This window comes from Paeniglutamicibacter sulfureus (genome assembly GCF_030512175.1).
Lineage (GTDB): Bacteria > Actinomycetota > Actinomycetes > Actinomycetales > Micrococcaceae > Paeniglutamicibacter > Paeniglutamicibacter sulfureus.
In genome coordinates this window covers 2,493,204-2,511,008 of record NZ_JAULBL010000002.1, presented here as the reverse complement: position 1 = coordinate 2,511,008, position 17,805 = coordinate 2,493,204, and the positions used below count along the sequence as shown (strand labels likewise).

At 66.6% G+C, this 17,805-nt stretch carries 20 protein-coding genes; 11 read left to right on the top strand and 9 right to left on the bottom strand.

The features are described from left to right. Window positions 1–39: 39 nt before the first annotated feature. Window positions 40–471, bottom strand: a complete 432-nt coding sequence (locus Q2T94_RS18085) for a VOC family protein (protein WP_264271252.1) — start codon at window positions 469–471, stop codon at window positions 40–42. 149 nt (window positions 472–620) lie between these two features. On the opposite strand from Q2T94_RS18085, the gene Q2T94_RS18080 reads away from it, so the two are divergent. The 5 genes from Q2T94_RS18080 (at window position 621) to mtnN (ending at window position 4,943) form a co-directional block, all read left to right on the top strand. Next, entirely contained in the window at window positions 621–1,274 is a 654-nt protein-coding gene (locus tag Q2T94_RS18080; RefSeq protein ID WP_302266048.1) for a dihydrofolate reductase family protein, read from the top strand. Window positions 1,275–1,307: 33 nt separating this feature from the next. Continuing rightward, window positions 1,308–2,024 carry a VOC family protein gene (locus Q2T94_RS18075; protein ID WP_302266047.1) on the top strand — a complete coding sequence of 239 codons (717 nt, stop codon included), beginning with the start codon at window positions 1,308–1,310 and terminating at the stop codon, window positions 2,022–2,024. A 122-nt stretch (window positions 2,025–2,146) separates the two neighbouring features. Next, window positions 2,147–3,520, top strand: coding sequence for an NAD-dependent succinate-semialdehyde dehydrogenase (locus Q2T94_RS18070; RefSeq protein ID WP_302266046.1), 1,374 nt, complete (start codon window positions 2,147–2,149; stop codon window positions 3,518–3,520). A 188-nt stretch (window positions 3,521–3,708) separates the two neighbouring features. After that, window positions 3,709–4,176: an S-ribosylhomocysteine lyase gene (locus tag Q2T94_RS18065; protein WP_302266045.1), complete on the top strand. Its 468-nt coding sequence runs from the start codon at window positions 3,709–3,711 to the stop codon at window positions 4,174–4,176. Then, window positions 4,173–4,943: a 5'-methylthioadenosine/S-adenosylhomocysteine nucleosidase gene (gene mtnN, locus Q2T94_RS18060; RefSeq protein WP_302266044.1), complete on the top strand. Its 771-nt coding sequence runs from the start codon at window positions 4,173–4,175 to the stop codon at window positions 4,941–4,943. The genes Q2T94_RS18065 and mtnN overlap by 4 nt, the downstream gene beginning before the upstream one ends. A 70-nt stretch (window positions 4,944–5,013) precedes the next feature. On the opposite strand, the gene lplAB is transcribed toward mtnN, so the two are convergent. From lplAB to Q2T94_RS18035, 5 genes are all read right to left on the bottom strand, one after another. Continuing rightward, window positions 5,014–6,081 (bottom strand): lipoate-protein ligase LplAB, encoded by a 1,068-nt coding sequence (gene lplAB / locus Q2T94_RS18055; RefSeq protein ID WP_302266043.1) that lies wholly within the window; start codon window positions 6,079–6,081, stop codon window positions 5,014–5,016. 93 nt (window positions 6,082–6,174) lie between these two features. After that, window positions 6,175–6,432 (bottom strand): type B 50S ribosomal protein L31, encoded by a 258-nt coding sequence (locus Q2T94_RS18050; protein WP_264271245.1) that lies wholly within the window; start codon window positions 6,430–6,432, stop codon window positions 6,175–6,177. Between the two features lie 132 nt (window positions 6,433–6,564). After that, window positions 6,565–7,464 (bottom strand): TrmH family RNA methyltransferase, encoded by a 900-nt coding sequence (locus Q2T94_RS18045; RefSeq protein WP_302266042.1) that lies wholly within the window; start codon window positions 7,462–7,464, stop codon window positions 6,565–6,567. Beyond that, window positions 7,464–8,267, bottom strand: coding sequence for a sulfite exporter TauE/SafE family protein (locus tag Q2T94_RS18040; RefSeq protein WP_264271243.1), 804 nt, complete (start codon window positions 8,265–8,267; stop codon window positions 7,464–7,466). The genes Q2T94_RS18045 and Q2T94_RS18040 overlap by 1 nt, the downstream gene beginning before the upstream one ends. A gap of 85 nt (window positions 8,268–8,352) precedes the next feature. Continuing rightward, window positions 8,353–9,138, bottom strand: coding sequence for an ABC transporter ATP-binding protein (locus Q2T94_RS18035; RefSeq protein ID WP_302266041.1), 786 nt, complete (start codon window positions 9,136–9,138; stop codon window positions 8,353–8,355). Between the two features lie 202 nt (window positions 9,139–9,340). On the opposite strand from Q2T94_RS18035, the gene serB reads away from it, so the two are divergent. From serB to Q2T94_RS18020, 3 genes are all read left to right on the top strand, one after another. Continuing rightward, window positions 9,341–10,249 carry a phosphoserine phosphatase SerB gene (gene serB, locus Q2T94_RS18030; RefSeq protein WP_302266040.1) on the top strand — a complete coding sequence of 303 codons (909 nt, stop codon included), beginning with the start codon at window positions 9,341–9,343 and terminating at the stop codon, window positions 10,247–10,249. Between the two features lie 160 nt (window positions 10,250–10,409). Further along, window positions 10,410–12,107, top strand: a complete 1,698-nt coding sequence (locus Q2T94_RS18025) for a VanW family protein (protein WP_302266039.1) — start codon at window positions 10,410–10,412, stop codon at window positions 12,105–12,107. Window positions 12,108–12,353: 246 nt separating this feature from the next. Continuing rightward, a complete protein-coding gene (locus tag Q2T94_RS18020) occupies window positions 12,354–12,635 on the top strand; it encodes a hypothetical protein (RefSeq protein ID WP_302266038.1) in 282 nt (93 codons plus the stop codon). A gap of 153 nt (window positions 12,636–12,788) precedes the next feature. Here Q2T94_RS18020 and Q2T94_RS18015 read toward each other — a convergent pair whose 3' ends face one another. The 3 genes from Q2T94_RS18015 to fabG form a co-directional block, all read right to left on the bottom strand. Beyond that, complete coding sequence (locus Q2T94_RS18015) at window positions 12,789–13,535, bottom strand: SDR family oxidoreductase (protein ID WP_302266037.1); 747 nt, start codon at window positions 13,533–13,535, stop codon at window positions 12,789–12,791. 393 nt (window positions 13,536–13,928) lie between these two features. Next, window positions 13,929–14,393, bottom strand: coding sequence for a GatB/YqeY domain-containing protein (locus Q2T94_RS18010; RefSeq protein ID WP_302266036.1), 465 nt, complete (start codon window positions 14,391–14,393; stop codon window positions 13,929–13,931). A gap of 541 nt (window positions 14,394–14,934) precedes the next feature. Beyond that, a complete protein-coding gene (gene fabG / locus Q2T94_RS18005; protein WP_302266035.1) occupies window positions 14,935–15,654 on the bottom strand; it encodes a 3-oxoacyl-ACP reductase FabG in 720 nt (239 codons plus the stop codon). 293 nt (window positions 15,655–15,947) lie between these two features. On the opposite strand from fabG, the gene Q2T94_RS18000 reads away from it, so the two are divergent. The 3 genes from Q2T94_RS18000 to Q2T94_RS17990 are packed head-to-tail and all read left to right on the top strand — an operon-like array spanning window position 15,948 to window position 17,797. Then, window positions 15,948–16,592 (top strand): DUF3099 domain-containing protein, encoded by a 645-nt coding sequence (locus Q2T94_RS18000; protein WP_302266034.1) that lies wholly within the window; start codon window positions 15,948–15,950, stop codon window positions 16,590–16,592. After that, entirely contained in the window at window positions 16,589–16,858 is a 270-nt protein-coding gene (locus tag Q2T94_RS17995; protein ID WP_264271233.1) for an acetone carboxylase, read from the top strand. The genes Q2T94_RS18000 and Q2T94_RS17995 overlap by 4 nt, the downstream gene beginning before the upstream one ends. 6 nt (window positions 16,859–16,864) lie before the next feature. Continuing rightward, window positions 16,865–17,797 carry an SURF1 family cytochrome oxidase biogenesis protein gene (locus Q2T94_RS17990; RefSeq protein WP_302266033.1) on the top strand — a complete coding sequence of 311 codons (933 nt, stop codon included), beginning with the start codon at window positions 16,865–16,867 and terminating at the stop codon, window positions 17,795–17,797. The last annotated feature ends 8 nt before the right edge of the window (window positions 17,798–17,805 follow it).

Below are 17,805 nucleotides of genomic sequence, written 5' to 3'. Positions count from 1 at the left end.
CCGCCGTGCCGCCGGGGCGGCAAGGAATGGCACCGGCGCCTACCGGATGCAGAACTCGTTGCCCTCGGGGTCGGCCAGCGTGTACCAGGCGAAGGGCCCCTGGCTGGCCTCGTGCAGGAACGTCGCCCCGCGGTCCAGCAACTTCTCACGTGCCGCGTGCCTGTCCCCCAGGTCAAGATCCAGGTGAATCCGGTTCTTCACGGTCTTGGGTTCGGGTACCAGCTGGAAGAGGATCCGCTGGCGCGGCACCTTGCCCAGCTGGTCCAGCGGGCAGATTCCCGCCCCGCTCCGCCAAGCCAGCTCGCCGTCGAAGATCAGGGTTTCGTCCTCGCTGGCATGGCCCTCGTCGATCATCTGCTGGATGAAGTCCGGGTCGCTGGGCTCCACCGTCCAGCCGAGCGTCTCCGCCCACCAGACGGCCTGCTTGTGCGGGTTGTCGCTGTCGATGGTGATTTGAATTGAGAGGTCCATGGGCACACGCTATTCCGCACGGGGTCCCGATTCAAGAGGCCTTCTCCCCGCCGGCCCTTGCCGCCCGGTTGCCCCGAACGTATTCTGGGCCGTGTGCCGCCGAAGCCGGCCGCGGCGGCATCGAACACCGACTTGAAAGCGAGCGCACCATGTCATTGGTGAGGGTCCACAATTTCGGCCTGTCGATCGACGGCTACGGCGCCGGCAGCAACCAGGGATTGAAGGAACCGCTCGGGGTGGGCGGCGAGGAGCTGCACGAGTGGATCTTCGGCACCGCCTACTGGCACCAAAGGACGGGGCAACCCGGCGGCAGCACCGGGAAGGACGATGCCTGGCTGCGGGCCGGGGACGAGGGCATCGGTTCCACCGTCATGGGCAGGAACATGTTCGGCCCCATCCGCGGCCCCTGGGACGCGGACGACGACGCGCGTTCGTGGCGCGGCTGGTGGGGCGAGTCCCCGCCCTTCGGGCACGACGTCTTTGTGCTCACGCACCATGGGCGCGATCCCCTGCCGATGGCCGGCGGCACCACCTTCCACTTCGTCAGCGACGGGATCCGTGCCGCACTCGAGGCCGCGCGGAAGGCCGCGAACGGTGGCGATGTGCGCATCGGAGGCGGCGTGCACACCGTGCGCGAGGCGGTGGCCGCGGGCCTGGTCGACCAGCTGCACCTGGCCATCGCACCGGTGCTGCTGGGCGCCGGGGAACCGCTCTTCACCGGGAACTGGGCAGAGGACGGCTATCGGCTGGTCGCATCCGAGCAGGGCGAGGGCGCCATGCACGTGCGCCTGCAGCGTTCCTGAGGCACACCGAACGCCTGCTGTAACCTTGTGCCCATGTACCTGGAAAACATCGTCTTCGACGCGGTGGATCCGCGGCGCCTCGGCACTTTCTGGCAGGACCTGCTCGGCGCCGAGCTGCTCACCGACTCCCCGGAGGGGTTTGAGACCCGCCTCTCGATTCCCGGCGGACCCGATCTGGACCTCTGCTTTCAACCAGTCCCCGACCCGCCGGCGGATCCCGTGCGCCTGCACCTGGATGTGCTCGGCGGCCCGGCACGGGACGCAGTGGTTGCCGAGGCCCTGCGGCTCGGGGCCAGGCACCTGGACATCGGGCAGGGCAACGTCCCCTGGGTAGTGCTGGGCGACCCGGAGTCAAACGCGTTCTGCGTCATGGACGACCGGACCGCGCACCGCGACACCGGTCCCATCGCTGCCATTCCCATCGATTCGGCCGACCCGGAACGGGACGCACGCTTCTGGGCCTGGCTGACGGGGTGGACCGACGCCGGCGCCGCGGCGCCGAGGACCCTGCGGCACCCCTCCCTGCGCGGACCGCTGTTGGAGTTCTGCGAGGAGCCCGCGCCCAAGTCGGAGCTGAAGAACAGGATGCACCTGGACGTGAGGCTGGAGGCAGCCGACGATCCCGACGAGGTTGCAGCGGGGATCGGCGCACGCGGCGGGCGGGAATTGCGCCCGGACTGGGGAGACATTCCCTGGCGGGTCTACCAAGACCCCTCCGGCAACGAATTCTGCGTTCTTCCCGCACCATAGGCAGTCTGCACCCGGGAGGGCGGCGGCCAGGGATGACGCCGCCCCGCGGGCCGGTTGGTGATCGGGGGCACACGTGGATTACGGTGGCCAGTAACCACGTTCTGCCGTCCCAAGGAGTTCCCATGAGTGTTTACGCAGTAACCAACCCGGCCACCGGCATTCTCGAAGCCACGTATCCCACGGCCGGCGACGCGGACATCCAGGCCGCGCTCTCACGCGCCGATGCCGCCTTCGGCAGTTGGAACACCACGCCGATCGCCACGCGTGCCGCCCTGCTGACCCGTGTAGCGGACATCTACGAGGAACGCCGCGACGAACTGGCCGCAATCATCACCCGCGAAATGGGCAAGCCGATCTTCCAGTCCGGCAAGGAAATCGACATCACCGTCTCGATTTACCGCTACTACGCGGCCAACGGCGAGAAGTTCCTGGCCGACGAGGAGCTGGAGGTCGCCGCCGGCGGCACCGCGCTGATCCGCAAGGAGGGCGTGGGCGTCCTGCTGGGCATCATGCCGTGGAACTTCCCCTATTACCAGGTCGCCCGCTTCGCCGCCCCCAACCTGATGAACGGCAATACGATCCTGCTCAAGCACGCCCCGCAGTGCCCGGAATCCGCGCTGGCCATGGAGCAGATCTTCACCGACGCCGGCGCCCCGATGGGTGCCTACGTGAACATCTTCGCCACCAACGGGCAGGTCGCCGACATCATCGCCGATGACCGCGTGCAGGGCGTCTCGCTCACCGGCTCCGAACGCGCAGGCTCCGCCGTGGCGGAGATCGCCGGCCGCAACCTGAAGAAGGTCGTGCTGGAACTCGGCGGCTCGGATCCGTTCCTGGTGCTGGAGGACGCCAACGTCGCCCGAGCGGCCAAGCAGGCCATGATGGGCCGCTTCGGCAACACCGGACAGGCCTGCAACGCCGCCAAGCGCATCATCGTCGACGAATTGGTCTACGACGAGTTCGTCGATTCCTTCACCGGCGCGGTGAGCGGCATCAAGGTCGGGGACCCGGCGCACCCGGAGACCTTCCTTGGCCCGCTGTCCTCCGCCGCCGCCCGGGAAGGTCTTGCCGCGCAGGTGCAGGACGCCATCGACAAGGGTGCCACGGTCCTGGCCGGCGGATCCGTTCTGGAGGGCGCCGGATCGTTCTTCGCACCGACGGTGCTGGCCGATGTCACACCGCAAATGCGCGCCTACACCGAGGAGCTCTTCGGCCCGGTGGCCGTGCTCTACAAGGTCTCCGGCGACGAGGAGGCGGTGGCCCTGGCCAACGCCTCGGCCTACGGGCTGGGGGCCTCAATCCAGACCGAGGACATGGACCGGGCGCATGGCATCGCCAGGCAGCTGGAGGTCGGCATGGTCTCGATCAACCAGACCAGCGGGTCGGCCGCCGAACTCCCCTTCGGCGGGGTCAAGCGCTCGGGCGTGGGCCGCGAACTGGGCAAATACGGCATGGAGGAGTTCGTGAACCGCAAGCTGGTCACCTTCCGCGGCTAGCGGGAACGTCGAGTGGGGGGCTGCATGTACGCGGCGGCCCCCTGCCGGGTCAGGCCCCGGGCGGGTTGCCTTTCGGTCGGCGGGTGATCCGGCATTCCGGGGGCCGGCCGCGCGCCGGTTAGAATTGATGGTGGAAGTACCGGGCACAAGCCGGCCCGGCGTCGAAACACCGGCAGGAAAGCGCAACCATGAACCCCGAACGCATGAACGTTGAGTCCTTCAACCTCGACCACCGCACTGTCGCCGCACCCTACGTGCGTGTCGCCGACCGCAAGGTGCTCCCGCAGGGAGATGTCATTACCAAGTATGACGTGCGCTTCACCCAGCCCAACGTTGCCCACCTGGAGATGAAGGCGATCCACTCCCTGGAGCACCTCTTCGCCGAAAAATCGCGCAACCACTCGGAGTCCGTCATCGACTTCTCCCCCATGGGCTGCCAGACCGGCTACTACCTCATCATGCAGGGCGAGCCCGATGTCGGGTCCGTGGCCAACCTCGTCGAGGCCACCCTCACCGACGTGCTGCAGGCCACCGAGGTCCCTGCCGCCAACGAAATCCAGTGCGGCTGGGGCGAAAACCACTCGCTCGCCGGCGCGCAGGACGCCGCCCGTGCGTTCCTGGAGCAGCGCGCCGCCTGGGAGCAGGTCACCGCGTGAGCGGCATCGACGTCGTGGTCATCGCCGCCATGGAGGAGGAAACCCTCCCGTTCCTGGCGCGCGCCACCTCCGTGGGCGAACCTGTCCGCGTCGGCAACTCGATCCAGCGCAGCGGAACCCTTGAGGGCCTGAACGCACTCTTCGTCCAGGGCGGCATCGGCCTGGTCAACGCGGGTAACGCCGCCACCGCGGCACTGCTGCGGGCCAACCGGGAAGACCCCGACGCCCCCGCGCCCTTGGTCATCAGCGCCGGCAGCGCCGGCGGACTGGGCGATTCGGTGCGGGTGGGAGACGTCGTCATCGGTTCGGTGAACATCAATGCCGATGCCGATGCGCGCGCCTTCGGCTACGAGCTCGGCCAGGTGCCCGGCATGCCCGCTTCCTACCCGGCGCCGCGATTCCTCCTCGACGCGAGCAACATCGGGAGCCCGGGGCACGGAATCGTGGCCACCGTGCACCACGGGCTGGTCGTGTCCAGCTACTCGTTCGTCGGGCACGAACGTTCGGCCGTCATCAAGGAGCAGTTCGACGGAGCGTTGGCCACCGACATGGAGTCCTCGGCGATTGCGCAGACCTGCGCCTCCTTCGGGGCCCCGTTCCTGGCCATCCGGGGAATCTCGGACCTCTGCGGTCCGGCCTCCGATGAGGACTTCCTGGATCACGTCGATGACGCCGCCGAGCGCTCTGCCGAGATCACGGCCGCGTTCCTGAGGTCCTGGCAGGATTCCGGGACCCCGCGCAAGGAAACCGAGCTGGCGCTGGCCTGACACCGGGGATCCTGTCCACGAGGCCGGTGCGGGACCCCCCGTCGAGCGGGGGTCCCGCACCGCACCGTGGCTACGGGACGCGCGCGGTCCATTGGTCGGTGGAGAACTTCGATTCCGCCAGATCGCGTGCGGCCTGCCGCGTCGGGGTGTCCAACCGCCCCGGGGTGGCAGAATACCGGCGGGCGAAGGTGTCTGCCATCGTCGACATGATTTCGGCCCGCGACAGCTTGGCCTGGGTCTTCAGCGGGTCCACGCGCTTGGCCGCGGAGGTGATGCCCTTGTCGGAGATCTTCTCCCGGCCGATGCGCAGCACCTGTAGCATCTTGTCCGCGTCGATGTCATAGCTCATTGTCACGTGGTGCAGCACCACGCCTCCTGCCAGTCGTTTTTGCGCCGCCCCGCCGATCTTCCCGACCTCAGTGGCAATGTCGTTCAGTGGCTTGTAGTGCGCCTTGACGCCCACCGTCGCCAGCGCCTCCATGACCCAGGCATCCAGGAACGGGTAGGAATCGGCGAAGCTCATGCCGTCCACCAGCGAGGAGGGCAGGTAGAGCGAGTAGGTGATGCAGTTTCCCGCCTCCATGAACATCGCCCCGCCGCCGCTGATGCGCCGGACGACCTTGATGCCGTGCTCGGCCGCGGCCTGCGCGTCGACCTCGTTGCGCACCGACTGGAAGGAGCCGATCACCACGGCCGAGTCTTCCCAGTCCCAGAGGCGCAGCGTCGGGCCGCGCGTGCCGGCGGCGACCTGGCGGGCCAGCACCTCGTCGAGGGCCACGTTCTCGATGATCGGCATGGTGTCCGGGCCCAGCACTTCCCAGCTGTGGTCGGCCCAGGTGGTGGCGTGGCCCAGGGCGCGGCGCACCGTGCGGGCCACGGCGTCGGCGTCGAAGCCGAACATCACCGCGCCCTCGCGCAGGCCGGCGGTGACGGCGTCACGCACCGCCGAGTGCTCAACGGTCGCCGGCAGGCCCACCAGCGCCTGGTTCAGGTCGAAGAGGGCTTCGTCGGGCTCCAGGAAGAAGTCCCCGTTCAGCGAGGCGGCTGCTATCGTCCCGTCCTGCACCAGCAGGTCGACGACAACCAACTTGCCGCCGACAACCTTGTATTCACCGTGATGTGTGTAGCCGTGAGTCATGGGATCAATCCTATCCACCTTGCCGTGGCGGAGGTTAAACAGCAACGGGACCCTCCGAAGTGGAGGATCCCGCGTGCAGGCGTGAAGGCGGAATTACTTCTTGCCGCCGAAGCCCTTGAAGCGGGCGTTGAAGCGCTCGACGCGGCCGGCCGAGTCCATGATGCGCTGCTTGCCCGTGTAGAACGGGTGCGAAGCGGCGGAGATTTCGACGTCGATAACCGGGTAGGTGTTGCCGTCTTCCCACTCGATGGTCTTCTTGCTCGTGGCCGTCGAACGGGTCAGGAACTTCTCGCCCGAGGCGAGGTCGTTGAACACCATGGTGTTGTACTGCGGGTGAATATCAGCCTTCATGCTAAAACCTTTGCTCACGTCACTGGATTTTGCCAGCAACCGAATGTGCCAAACCGGCCCGTGGGATCACGAAGCCGACGTTCCAGTGTAGCCGAACGGGACAAGGATTTTCCAATTCAGCCGACGGTTCGCCTAGCGAGCGCGCAATTCCCAGAAGGCCACCGCGCAGGCCGCCGCCACGTTCAGCGAATCGACGCCCGGGCGCATGGGAATCATGACGTGGAGGTCGGCCTGCTCCAGCACCGCGTCGCTGACCCCTGCACCCTCGGTGCCCAGCACCAGCGCCAATTTCCCGCGGGCGGTGGCGGCCACCTCATCGATGCCCCGGGCGTGGGCGGTCAGTTCCATGGCGGCGATCTCGAATCCCGCGGCGGCCACGGCCCGCATCCCATCCGGCCAGGCATCCAGCCGGACCCACGGCACCTGGAACACTGCGCCCATGGACACCCGGATGGAGCGCCGGTAGAGCGGGTCGGCGCAGCGCGGGGTGATCAGCACGGCGTCGATGCCCAGCGCTGCGGCGGAGCGGAAGATGGCGCCGAGATTGGTGTGGTCGACGATGTCCTCGAGGATCGCGACCCTCCGGGCCCCGGAGAGTACCTTCTCCAGTTCCAGCGGTTCGGGGCGGTCCATGGCCGCCAGCGCTCCGCGGTGCAGGTGGAAGCCGGTGATGGATTCGAGCACCGCGTCGGATCCCACGAAGATCGGCACCCCGGGGTGCGCGGTCAACACGTCGCGCAGTGAATCAAGCCACTTCGGTGCCATGAAGAAGGATCGCGGGCGGTGCCCTGCCGCCAGTGCCCGGCGCAGGACCTTGGAGCCTTCGGCGATGTAGCGCCCGTTGGCCGGATCGGCGACCTGGCGCAAGGCGGCGTCCGAGAGCCCCGCGTAGTCATGGACCCGCGGGTCCGCACCCGAGTGCAGGAAGACCAGCCGCCGGGAAATGTCCCCGCCGGCTGCCTCGCGCACCGCTTCCTCGAACCCGTTCTGCGCGCCGGGTGCTTGGTCGTTGGCTTGGTGGTTGGCCTGCATCAGGGACCCACGATGAGCTTGGCGACCATGTTGGCCAGCGCCACCAATCCCAGGACCACGATGACCAGGCGCAGCCAGCCCGGGGAGAGCTTGCGCCCGACCTTCGCGCCGATGAACCCGCCGATCAGCGAGCCCACCGCGATCAGCAGCACCACTGGCCAGTGGATGCGTTCGGGGGCGAAGACCAGGTAGGAGACCGCGGCCACCAGGTTGACCACCAGCGACAGGATCACCTTGATGGCGTTGGACTGCTGCAGGGAGGCGTGCAGGAAGATCCCGAAGACCGCCATCAGCAAGATGCCCTGGGCGGCGGTGAAGTAGCCGCCGTAGATGCCGATGAGGAACACCAGGATGTAGAGGGTGGGCCCGATGCGGGTCCTGTCGGCTTCGTCCGGATTGACCCCGACGCTGGCAGCCTGGCGCCCCTTCGCCCAGGCGGAAAGCCGTGGCTGGAAGATCACCAGCAGCAGCGCCAGCACGATCAGCACCGGGGCCACGTAGCCGAAGACCGTGTCGGGCAGATGCAGCAGCAGCCAGGCGCCGATGAGTCCGCCGACCAGCGAGACGGGGACCAGCTTGAGCATCGTCCGCCAGACGGTGGCGGCCTCCCGTCGATAGCCCCAGGCGCCGGAGAATCCACCGGCAACCAGTCCCATGGCGTTGGAGACCACCGCGTTGACCGGCGCGAATCCGAGAGCCACGAGAACCGGGAAGGTCACCAGGCTGCCGGATCCGACGATGGTGTTGATGGTTCCGGCCCAGAGGCCCGCGAAGAAAATGATGATGTCGCGCCACAAGTCCACGCCGGAAACCGCTCCCCTGTTGATGATCTATTGCTGTCCGCCAGGGCCCGAATGGCCGCGGCGGCGGTGCTGCCGCGGGTTTGGGCTAGTGCTTGGCGACGGCGCTGTAGCGCCCGCGCTCGGCGCGCAGGCTCAGCGGCGTGTTGAACGTCTCCGAGAGGTTTTCCTCGGTCAGCGTCTCCGTGATCGGACCGGCGGAGACCACGCGGCCATCGCGCAGCAGCAGCGCGTGGGTGAATCCCGGGGGGACTTCCTCGAGGTGGTGGGTGACCAGCACCATCGCCGGTGCTTCCTCGTCGCCGGCCAGTTCGGTCAGGCGTGCCACGAGGTCCTCTCGGCCGGCCAGGTCAAGGCCGGCACCCGGTTCGTCCAGCAGCAGCAGCTCGGGATCGGTCATCAGCGCCCGGGCGATCTGCACGCGCTTGCGCTCCCCCTCGGAGAGCGTAGCGAACGGCCGGTTGATCATGGTGGACATGCCCCAGTCGTGCAGCAGGGAGAAGGCGCGGCGCTCATCCAGTTTCTCGTAGTCCTCGCGCCAGCGTCCGGTCATTCCATACGATGCCGTCAGCACCACATTGAGCACGTTCTCGTGCTCGGGGATGTGGTTGGCCAGGGCCGCGGAGGAAAGGCCGATGCGCGGGCGCAGCTCGAAGACGTCGACGGCGCCGAGTACCTCGCCCAGCACTCCCGCAACACCGCGGGTGGGGTGCATCCGGGCACCGGCGATCTGCAGCAACGTGGTCTTGCCGGCTCCGTTGGGTCCAAGAACCACCCAACGCTCGCCCTCCTTTACGTGCCAGTTGATGTCAGTCAGTAAGTCTTTGCGTCCGCGTACCACGGAGACGTCGGCGAGGCCCAGCACTTCATTCATGGGTAAAACACTAGGCCAGTGACCCGTCTTTGACCCAACCGAAGGTGCCCGACATGCCGCTGGCGGGCCCCGGGCGCGTCGCTGCCCCCGTTCCCGCTCGGCGTCCCGGGGCCGTAATGGGCGTGTGATGTCGGACAAGATCCCGCGCAACAAAGCGTGCGACGTTTTGGGCGGGCGCGTGTGGCCGCGGGAGAATAGGCGAATGCAATCCACCGCCTTCATCGTCTTCCATTCAGCCGCCACGCCGTGTGCCGAACCCGCCGGCCTGCGCCGCACCCTGGCCGCCGCCGGCCACGCGGTGATCAAGGAGCAGTCCTTCGAGCGTGCCGGTCGCAACGGTGCGCGCTGGGAGGTCACCGGGACGGTGCGCCAGCTTCGTGCCCTGGTGAACCCGCTGGACAACCTGCTGGCCCGCTCGGAGGATCTCGAGCTGCGCACTTCCGCCATTGCCGTGGTGCCTGCCGCACTTGTGCGTGCGAAAAAGTTGCTGCTGGTCATGGACGTGGACTCCACCCTGATCAAGCAAGAGGTCATCGAGTTGTTGGCCGCCCACGCCGGACGGGAGGCCGAAGTCGCGGCCGTCACCGAGGCTGCAATGCGCGGCGAACTGGACTTCGCCGCCTCGCTCCATGCCCGGGTGGCCACCCTTGCAGGGCTCGATGCCGAGGTGATCGATGCGGTGCGCGGGCGCCTGGAGCTCAGTGACGGTGCGGCCGAACTTATCGCCGCCTTCAAGGCGGCTGGCCACCACGTGGCAGTGGTTTCCGGCGGCTTCGCCCAGATCCTGGATCCGCTGGCGGCCGAACTGGGTCTGGACTTTGCCCGCGCCAACGACCTGGTCATCGTCGACGGGAAGCTCACCGGCATGGTCAACGGGCAGGTGGTGGACCGCGCGTACAAGGAAGTCATGTTGCGCACCTGGGCCCGCGAACTCGGGGTCGACATGGAGCACACCATCGCGGCCGGGGACGGCGCCAACGACCTGGACATGGTCGGCGCCGCAGGGCTCGGCGTCGCGTTCAACGCCAAGCCGCTGTTGCGTGAAGCCGCGGATGCCAGGATCGACCTGCCGCGGCTGGACATCATCGCCGACTTGGTGGGGATCTCATAACGATTTTCCCTAATCACCCGTTATTTAGTCCTTCGTTTGGATGCCACCGGTAGAATGGCAGGTGGTGGCGAAGCCCTGTTACAGGGACGCCTCAACCCCCAACACGGTTCGCGGCCGTGCCCCCGATGGAAGAGAACGATTCGTTTTGCACAGTGAAAACATGGGACGCAAAAAGCGCGGCCCCGAACGCAAGTCACACCGTGGTTGGCTCATTGGCGGGGCATGCGTCGTACTTGCCGGCGGACTGTACACAGGGGCTGCGGCATACGCAGGCTCGCAGATTCCGGCGAACACCACCGTCCACGGGGTGAACGTCGGCTCCCTGTCCCCGGAAGCGGCACGCCAGATCCTGGCGGAGAAGCTCACCCCTGCCACCGCGCAGGAAATCCCGGTGCAGGTCAACGGCCGTGAGGAATCCCTCGACCCGGCCGCCGCCGGTCTCTCGATTGATCTCGAGGGCACCGTGGACGAACTCGTCGGCTTCGACTTGAACCCAGCCACCCTGCTCGAGCGCTTCACCGGCGAGTTGCAGATTGAACCGGCCAGCAACGTCGACGAGGCCAAGCTTCGCGCCGAGCTCGATTCCTTGGCAGCCAAGGTCGCAACTAAGACCGCCGAAGGCAAGCTGGCTTTCGACGGCGCAAAGCCCGTGCTGACCAAGCCGGTCACCGGGGTGGTGCTGAACGTGGACGATTCCGTGGGCGTCGTCTCGGAATCCTGGTTCGACCCGGCGGAGCCGCTGGAACTTCCCGCCGTGCTGAGTGAGCCCAAGACCTCTGCCAAGACGCTGGAGACAGCGCTGGAGGAGACGGCGAAGCCGCTGGTGGCCGGCCCGATCAAGCTCACCGATGGGAAGTCCACCGCCTCGCTGACCCCCGAGCAATTAGGCGACGCCGCCTCGTTCAAGGTCTCCGGCGATGCCGTGACCATGTCCTTGGACACCGAGAAACTGGTTGCCGCCGCAGCGAAGGGGGCCGACGGGTTCAAGTCCACGGCCAAGGACGCCAGGATCGTGCTCTCCGGCGGGGCGCCGAAGGTCATCCCGTCCCAGAACGGCACCACCATCGACTCGAAGAACCTGGACCAGCTGGTCCTGGCTGCCTCCAAGGCCAAGAACCGCACCGCCAAGGTCTCCTTGACCACCACGGTCCCGGAGTTGACCACCGCGGAGGCGAAAAAGCTGGGTGTGAAGGAAGCCATCGTGAACTTCTCCACACCGTACCCGGCTGCGGACACCGTGCGCACCAAGAACCTCTATGCCGGTTCCAAGCGGCTTAACGGCGTGCTGGTCATGCCCGGGGAAACCTTCTCGCTGGAGAAGGCGCTGGGCCCGATCACTACGGCCAATGGCTACTTCGGTTCCGGCGTGGTCGTCAACGGTTTCGCCACCGAGGCCGTGGGCGGCGGACTCTCGCAGATCTCCACGCAGATGTACAACGCCGGGTTCCTGGCCGGGTACGACGACATTACGCACAAGCCGCACAGCCGCTGGTTTGAACGCTACCCGGCCGGACGCGAGGCCACCCTCTGGGAGGGCCAGGTCGACATGGCATGGAAGAACAACACCCCCTACGGCGTGATGATCGAGGCGTGGGTCGGCGGCGGGAAGGTCAACACGCGACTGTGGAGCACCGATTACTGGAAGGTGGGCAGCAAGTCCTCGGCCAAGTACAACTTGACCAACCCGGGGACAGAGTACAATCCTGCCGCCAACTGCAAGCCCGAACGCGGCGGCAAGAAGGGCTTCTCCATCAACGTCACTCGCACGCGCACCGCACCGGACAAGACGCTCCCGGCTGAAACCAAGTCCTGGACCTATCAGCCCTGGAACAAGGTCATCTGCGGCAAGAAGCCCTAGCCCTGGCCCACGGGCATCCATGAAGGCGGCGTTCCCATCCCCCCGGCCGGGGGACGGGAACGCCGCCTTCTTCCATTCACCGCATCGCTGCGGATTCCCGCTGCCCGCCCGGGACGCCTGGCAGCCGTGTCGGCGGAGCAGCGAGTCACGTAGTCTGGACGCGTGGGCCACATGTGAGCACACCTGCTGGCCTCCAACGCCATCGGGTTCATTTCAAGTCTGCAGCGCATGCCGCGGAATCTGTCCATGCTGAACGAAAAGATCGAGAACGGCAACTTGCAGGTGAACGTCCGACAGTTCGCCTCCCCCACGGACCGCGGCTTTCTCACGGGGCTTGTCCACGAGGGCATCATCGCCGGGATTTCCATCGCCGCGATCCTCGGAAGTATCTTGCCGGTGGTATCCGAGAGCGGCCCCATGTTGGCGCAGAACCTACGGCTCTACCAGTTTTTTGGCTATACCTTGGCGCTCGGTGGGTTCATCTTCGGCCTGCGCTCCTTGGTGCGGATCCTGATCACGCGAAAGTGACTCGTCGCGGACCCGCGGCACGCGACTTCCCTCCGGTCGCCTGAAACGCTTTCTGGCGGAAAGCAGGAAAACCGTGCATTTCCGCCTTCGCAGGGGAAGGTGGAAATGCACGGTTTTCCCATAGGCGCCCGAGCGAGATGCCGGACGGCGGGACTACTTCTTGAGGAAGTCGCCGGCCCCGCCCACGTACTCAGTGTGGCCGGTGGGAACATCGGCGGTGACCATGGAGGCAACCTCGCCGCCGAACTCCACCACGGAGTAGAGCTTGCCGGCGGCGGCGCGGCGAGCCTCGATGGCGCCCGGCTCCGCACGGTCCAGCAGTGTCGCGGTGATGGTGCCCTCGATCATGTCGCCGGAGACGACCACAAAGCTGATGCCCTTGGCCTCAAGCGCCGGGATGAACTCGCGCAGGGCCAACTCGCCGGCGCGCTTGGAGCGGGCCACCGGCTCGTAGGCGTCCATGGTCTCGACCTGGTCGATGAAGTGCGCCTGGTGGCTGGTGACGAAGACGACGCGGGAGCCCGGGGCCATCTTCGCGGTGGCCGCCTCGAGCATTGCTACCTGGGCATCGCGGTTCAGGCGCAGTGCGTAGTCCTCACCGAGGCCCGATTCCATGCCGCCGGAGGCGTTGAGCACCAGCACGTCGAGCGAGCCGAAGTTCTCGATCGCGGCGTCGACCAGTGCGGCCGGTCCCTCAGGGGTGGTCAGATCGGAGCCCACGGCCACGGCGCGGCCGCCGGCCTCAACGATACCGGCAACGATCTTGTTGGCGCGCGGCGCCTTCTGGCGATAGTTGATGACCACGCCGGCACCCTGTGCGGCGAGGATCTTGGCTACTTCGGCACCAATACCGCGGGAGGATCCGGTGACGATGGCGCCCTTGGCTGAAAGATCGTTCAATGCTGCTCCTAAAGTGAAGGCCGGGCCTGGCGCTGCGGCGCGCACTGGATTCGGCACTTTTATGGTGTTGGTGGTGAAAGTCTTTGGGTGGAACACACAACACGTGCGCTCCGCCTTCTCAATCCTGCCAGTCCACACGGGTGTGAACTGTTGTAGGAATCCTCCAAACAAGTCTAGTCCAGGGGCCCCTTGGCCCGGTCCGGGGACGCGGTAGCGGGCGCCCAACGACTTGTCCTCCGGTGGCCTATGCCGCCACTTGCGCGGACGCCGCGAGTGAGTTTGCCTGGGGCCATCGCCCCGACCGCGCCACGGAGCAGTTGCAGGAACTGTCCACGCTGCTGTCCCCGGCACGGGGGCGCACCCCCCTTGGGATGCTCTCCCCCGTGGAAACGATTAGGCCAGTTCCGCGCGAACCATGTTGCTTAGTGCCTTGCCGTCGAAGCGGCCAGCGACCTTTTCGGTGACCTGCTTCATGACGGTGCCCATCTGGCGCATGCCAAGCTCGGTTCCACCTGCGCGCAATTCGGCGACGACGTCGGCGACGATCGCCTTGGCTTCGTCCTCGGTCAGTGCCGCCGGAAGGTAGCCTTCGATGACAGCGGCTTCCTGCTCTTCGGCCGCGGCGCGATCCAGCTGGCCGGCCTCGGTGTAGGTCATGGCAGTTTCGCGCCGACGCGCCGCTTCCTTCTGGAGCAAGGAAATCACCGCAGCGTCGTCGAGTTCGAGCGGGGTCTTGCCGCCCTTTTCGCGGGTGTTGATCTCACCCAGGAGGTTGCGCACGGTGGTGAGTTCCACCTTGTTCCCGGCCTTGAGGTGCGCGGTCATGTCCGCGCGGAGGCGGTCCTTGAGGCTTTCCATGATGGCTTCTTCTTCCCGTCGTAGCCCGGCTCGTACGCTGTGCGGCTGCACCCGTACGTTTGCCGGTGTCACCCCCAGTTTATGGCGTGGAACCGGAGCACGTCGCATCGGTTGGACGGCGCGTTGGGGAAAGCAGCGTCAGCGCTCCGCGTTTCCGATGCACTGACGGGTCCCCCTGCCGTGGGCTGTTTCCGGAATCACGATGGAAGATCCCGTCTTCCATGAAGGTAGCGGTGGCGAGCTTCGTGTATGACGCACCCAGTCAAGAGATTGACTAACTCAAAAATTTACCTAGATAAATAAAATTGGCCGGTTTTCAACAACCATCGACCAGGAGTTGGAAGCTGGTCAGAGCCGCACGATCCTGCTGCGTTTCAAAGGGTGTTCTGCCTCGGCATCGGGATTCCGCTGCCCTCGCTGATACTCCCCCGTCAAGGGGCACCAAACACGCGGACCCGCTCGTGCGGTCAGCACAGAATGTGTGGCGACCGCACGAGCCCTCCCCCCTCACCGGAGCGGGGAAGGGGCATGCTGGATGATGCTAGTGGCCCATGCCCAGTCCGCCGTCGACGGGGATGACGGCTCCGGAGATGTACGCAGCTTCGTCGCTGGCGATCCAGCGCACCACGTTGGCCACTTCCTCGGGCTCAGCGAAGCGGTTGGCCGGGATGGAAGCCAGGTAACCCTTCTGCGTGGCTTCGGGCAACGCGGCAGTCATGTCGGTGTTGATGAAGCCAGGTGCCACGACGTTGGCGGTGATGCCGCGGGACCCCAATTCGCGGGTCAGCGAGCGGGCGATGCCCACCAGGCCCGACTTGGAGGCGGCGTAGTTGATCTGGCCCGGGGAACCGTAGAGGCCGACGACCGAGGAAATCAGGACCACGCGGCCCTTGCGCATCTTGATCATGCCCTTGGAGGCGCGCTTGATGACGCGGAACGCACCGGTGAGGTTGGTGTCGATCACGGAGGTGAAATCGTCCTCGTTCATGCGCAACAGGAGCATGTCGCGCGTGACACCGGCGTTGGCAACCAGCACCTCTACGGGCCCGTGGGCTGCTTCAACCTCGGTGAACGCTGCATCGATGGAGACGGTGTCGGTGACATCGGCCTGAACGCCCAGCAACCCCTCGGGGACCTCCCCGCTGCGGTAGGTGATGGCGACCTTGTCGCCGTTGGCTTCGAAGGCGCGGGCGATGGCCAGGCCAATTCCGCGGTTGCCTCCGGTGACCAGCACGCTGCGGCCGGTGGGGGTTTCGGACATGGATCCTCCATAAAGAAGTTCTGGGGTGGGCAGGGGGTATGCGCATCCAATTCTAGCCGGAGCCGTGCCAACCCCGTCTTGTACCCGCTGTTCAGCGAGTCATCTTCAAGCGACCGGTGCGCACTGAACCTGTGAGCCGGAGTCGGAAAACCATTGCCCGGCAAGGGGACACCCCCCTGCCGGACGGCCCCCGGTCGGGCCCGGCACGGAGTTTCCCCTGGGGGCAAGGCAAGGATTCGTAAGGCGGCGCGAGTCGGTGACACAATGGTGCTTAACGGATCGACGGAAGAACCATGAGCGAGCCACATCACAACCACCACCACCATGACCAGGGCCAACCGGTCCATCGGATCACCGAGGCGCAAGAGTCCCACACCGTGGAACAGCACTCCCGCGTGCTCAAATACACGATCTCGATGTCCGTGCGCCTGGCCTGCTTCATTGCTGCCTTCTTCGTGCACGGGTGGCTGCAGTGGACCTTCCTCGCCGCCGCCATCGTCTTGCCCTACGTCGCCGTCGTCATCGCCAACGGCGGTGCGGACGTGACCAAACGCCAGCCGGCAGCGGAATACTTCGCGGGCGATGACCCGCACCAGCTTGGGTCCGGCACCGCGGCACCGGAAACCGGGAACGACCAGACCCATCCAACGCCCTTCGGCGAACCCACCACGGGAGCGGCCCCTGCCCGCCCCTGGACTGCAGGTGAAAGCTACGAATTCGACGAGTTCGGCGAAACCGTTACAGAGCGCGCCACCACGGAGGATGCTTCCGGAAGCGCGCAGCCTGATGGGTCGGACGCCTACTGGGCGGCTGTCGACGCTCCCTACCCGCAGGAAGCGCCCACCACCATCGACGGGAGCTTCGTGGAAGATGCGGAACAGCCCACCGAACCGGGCCAGCCCGCGGCCGGCCGACACCGGCACGGGGGCACTGCATGAGCATCTTTGATTCACTCGGAGGCGCCAGCCTGCCCCAGGGCCCCACCGGGCCCCCGAAATGTTCGCGCAAAGGCTGCCGTGCCGACGCCACCGTTGCATTGCTGTGGAACAACCCGAAGATCCACACTCCGGAACGACGGAAAACCTGGTTGGCCTGTGCCGATCATGCCGACTGGCTCGAAAACTACCTCACCGAGCGCCTGCTCTTCAAGCAGCGCCTGCCGCTCGAAGACGCCGCACCCGGCTCGAGCACCCAAGGAGAATGAAGAAGCGTGTATCGATTCCTGGCAAGCACCCGCTGGATTGGCTGGCTGCTGCTCGTGTGCCTGTTCGCCACCACCTTCACGTTCCTGGGCAAATGGCAGATGGACCGCCGTGAAGGCGCCCTGACCGAGATCTCCCATGTGAAGCTGAACTACGACGCCGAGCCGATCCCGTTTGCCCAGGCCCAGGGTCTCTTCGAGGAACTGCCCAACGACGGCAAATGGACGCCCGTCGCCCTGCGCGGCAGCTATCTGGCCGATGACCAGGTGGTGGTGCGCAACCGGATCTCCGGCTCCCGCCCCGGCTACGAGGTGTTGGTCCCCTTCCGCACCCTGGAGGGAACCACCGTGATCGTTGACCGCGGTTTCCTGCCCATCGGCAATGACAACTCCGGGCGCCCGGACGCCATCCCCGCGCCGCCGGCGGGAACCGTGGATGTCCAGGTCCGGCTCAAGGCCGGCGAGCCGACGCTGGACCGCGGGGCACCCGAGGGGCAGCTGGCCTCGGTGGACCTGGCCACCTACGAGCGGCAACTGGGATACCCCGTGGCCACCGGCAGCTATGGGCTGATGTATCTGGAGGACCCGGCTCCGGCCGCGGCACCCACCCAGCTGCAGCGCCCCGAGGAAGACGAGGGACCGCACCTGTCCTATTCCTTCCAGTGGTTCGCCTTCGGCGTGCTGGTGTTCATCGGCTTCGGCTATGCGGCCAAGCAGCAGGCCAGGATCAACCGCGAGGACCGCGAGGAGCGGGCGGCGGCCGCGCTGCGCGGCGAGGAACCGGTGCTGCACCAGGCGCACCGGTTGCGCAGAAAGCCCAAGAAGCTTGTCCGCCGCGACGGCAGCCCCACCGACGAGGCCACCGAGGATGCCTACCTCGATGAGCTGGAACGCAAGGCCGCCGCCGCACGGGACGCCGGGGTGGCCGGTCCCCACTCCTAGCCCCACGC

Bases quoted from the DNA above. Each gene is read 5' to 3' on its own strand.
- Q2T94_RS18085 (WP_264271252.1), bottom strand. From the start codon at position 471: ATGGACCTCTCAATTCAAATCACCATCGACAGCGACAACCCGCACAAG.
- Q2T94_RS18080 (WP_302266048.1), top strand. From the start codon at position 621: ATGTCATTGGTGAGGGTCCACAATTTCGGCCTGTCGATCGACGGCTAC.
- Q2T94_RS18075 (WP_302266047.1), top strand. From the start codon at position 1,308: ATGTACCTGGAAAACATCGTCTTCGACGCGGTGGATCCGCGGCGCCTC.
- Q2T94_RS18070 (WP_302266046.1), top strand. From the start codon at position 2,147: ATGAGTGTTTACGCAGTAACCAACCCGGCCACCGGCATTCTCGAAGCC.
- Q2T94_RS18065 (WP_302266045.1), top strand. From the start codon at position 3,709: ATGAACCCCGAACGCATGAACGTTGAGTCCTTCAACCTCGACCACCGC.
- lplAB (WP_302266043.1), bottom strand. From the start codon at position 6,081: ATGACTCACGGCTACACACATCACGGTGAATACAAGGTTGTCGGCGGC.
- Q2T94_RS18050 (WP_264271245.1), bottom strand. From the start codon at position 6,432: ATGAAGGCTGATATTCACCCGCAGTACAACACCATGGTGTTCAACGAC.
- Q2T94_RS18045 (WP_302266042.1), bottom strand. From the start codon at position 7,464: ATGCAGGCCAACCACCAAGCCAACGACCAAGCACCCGGCGCGCAGAAC.
- Q2T94_RS18035 (WP_302266041.1), bottom strand. From the start codon at position 9,138: ATGAATGAAGTGCTGGGCCTCGCCGACGTCTCCGTGGTACGCGGACGC.
- serB (WP_302266040.1), top strand. From the start codon at position 9,341: ATGCAATCCACCGCCTTCATCGTCTTCCATTCAGCCGCCACGCCGTGT.
- Q2T94_RS18025 (WP_302266039.1), top strand. From the start codon at position 10,410: ATGGGACGCAAAAAGCGCGGCCCCGAACGCAAGTCACACCGTGGTTGG.
- Q2T94_RS18020 (WP_302266038.1), top strand. From the start codon at position 12,354: ATGCTGAACGAAAAGATCGAGAACGGCAACTTGCAGGTGAACGTCCGA.
- Q2T94_RS18010 (WP_302266036.1), bottom strand. From the start codon at position 14,393: ATGGAAAGCCTCAAGGACCGCCTCCGCGCGGACATGACCGCGCACCTC.
- fabG (WP_302266035.1), bottom strand. From the start codon at position 15,654: ATGTCCGAAACCCCCACCGGCCGCAGCGTGCTGGTCACCGGAGGCAAC.
- Q2T94_RS18000 (WP_302266034.1), top strand. From the start codon at position 15,948: ATGAGCGAGCCACATCACAACCACCACCACCATGACCAGGGCCAACCG.
- Q2T94_RS17995 (WP_264271233.1), top strand. From the start codon at position 16,589: ATGAGCATCTTTGATTCACTCGGAGGCGCCAGCCTGCCCCAGGGCCCC.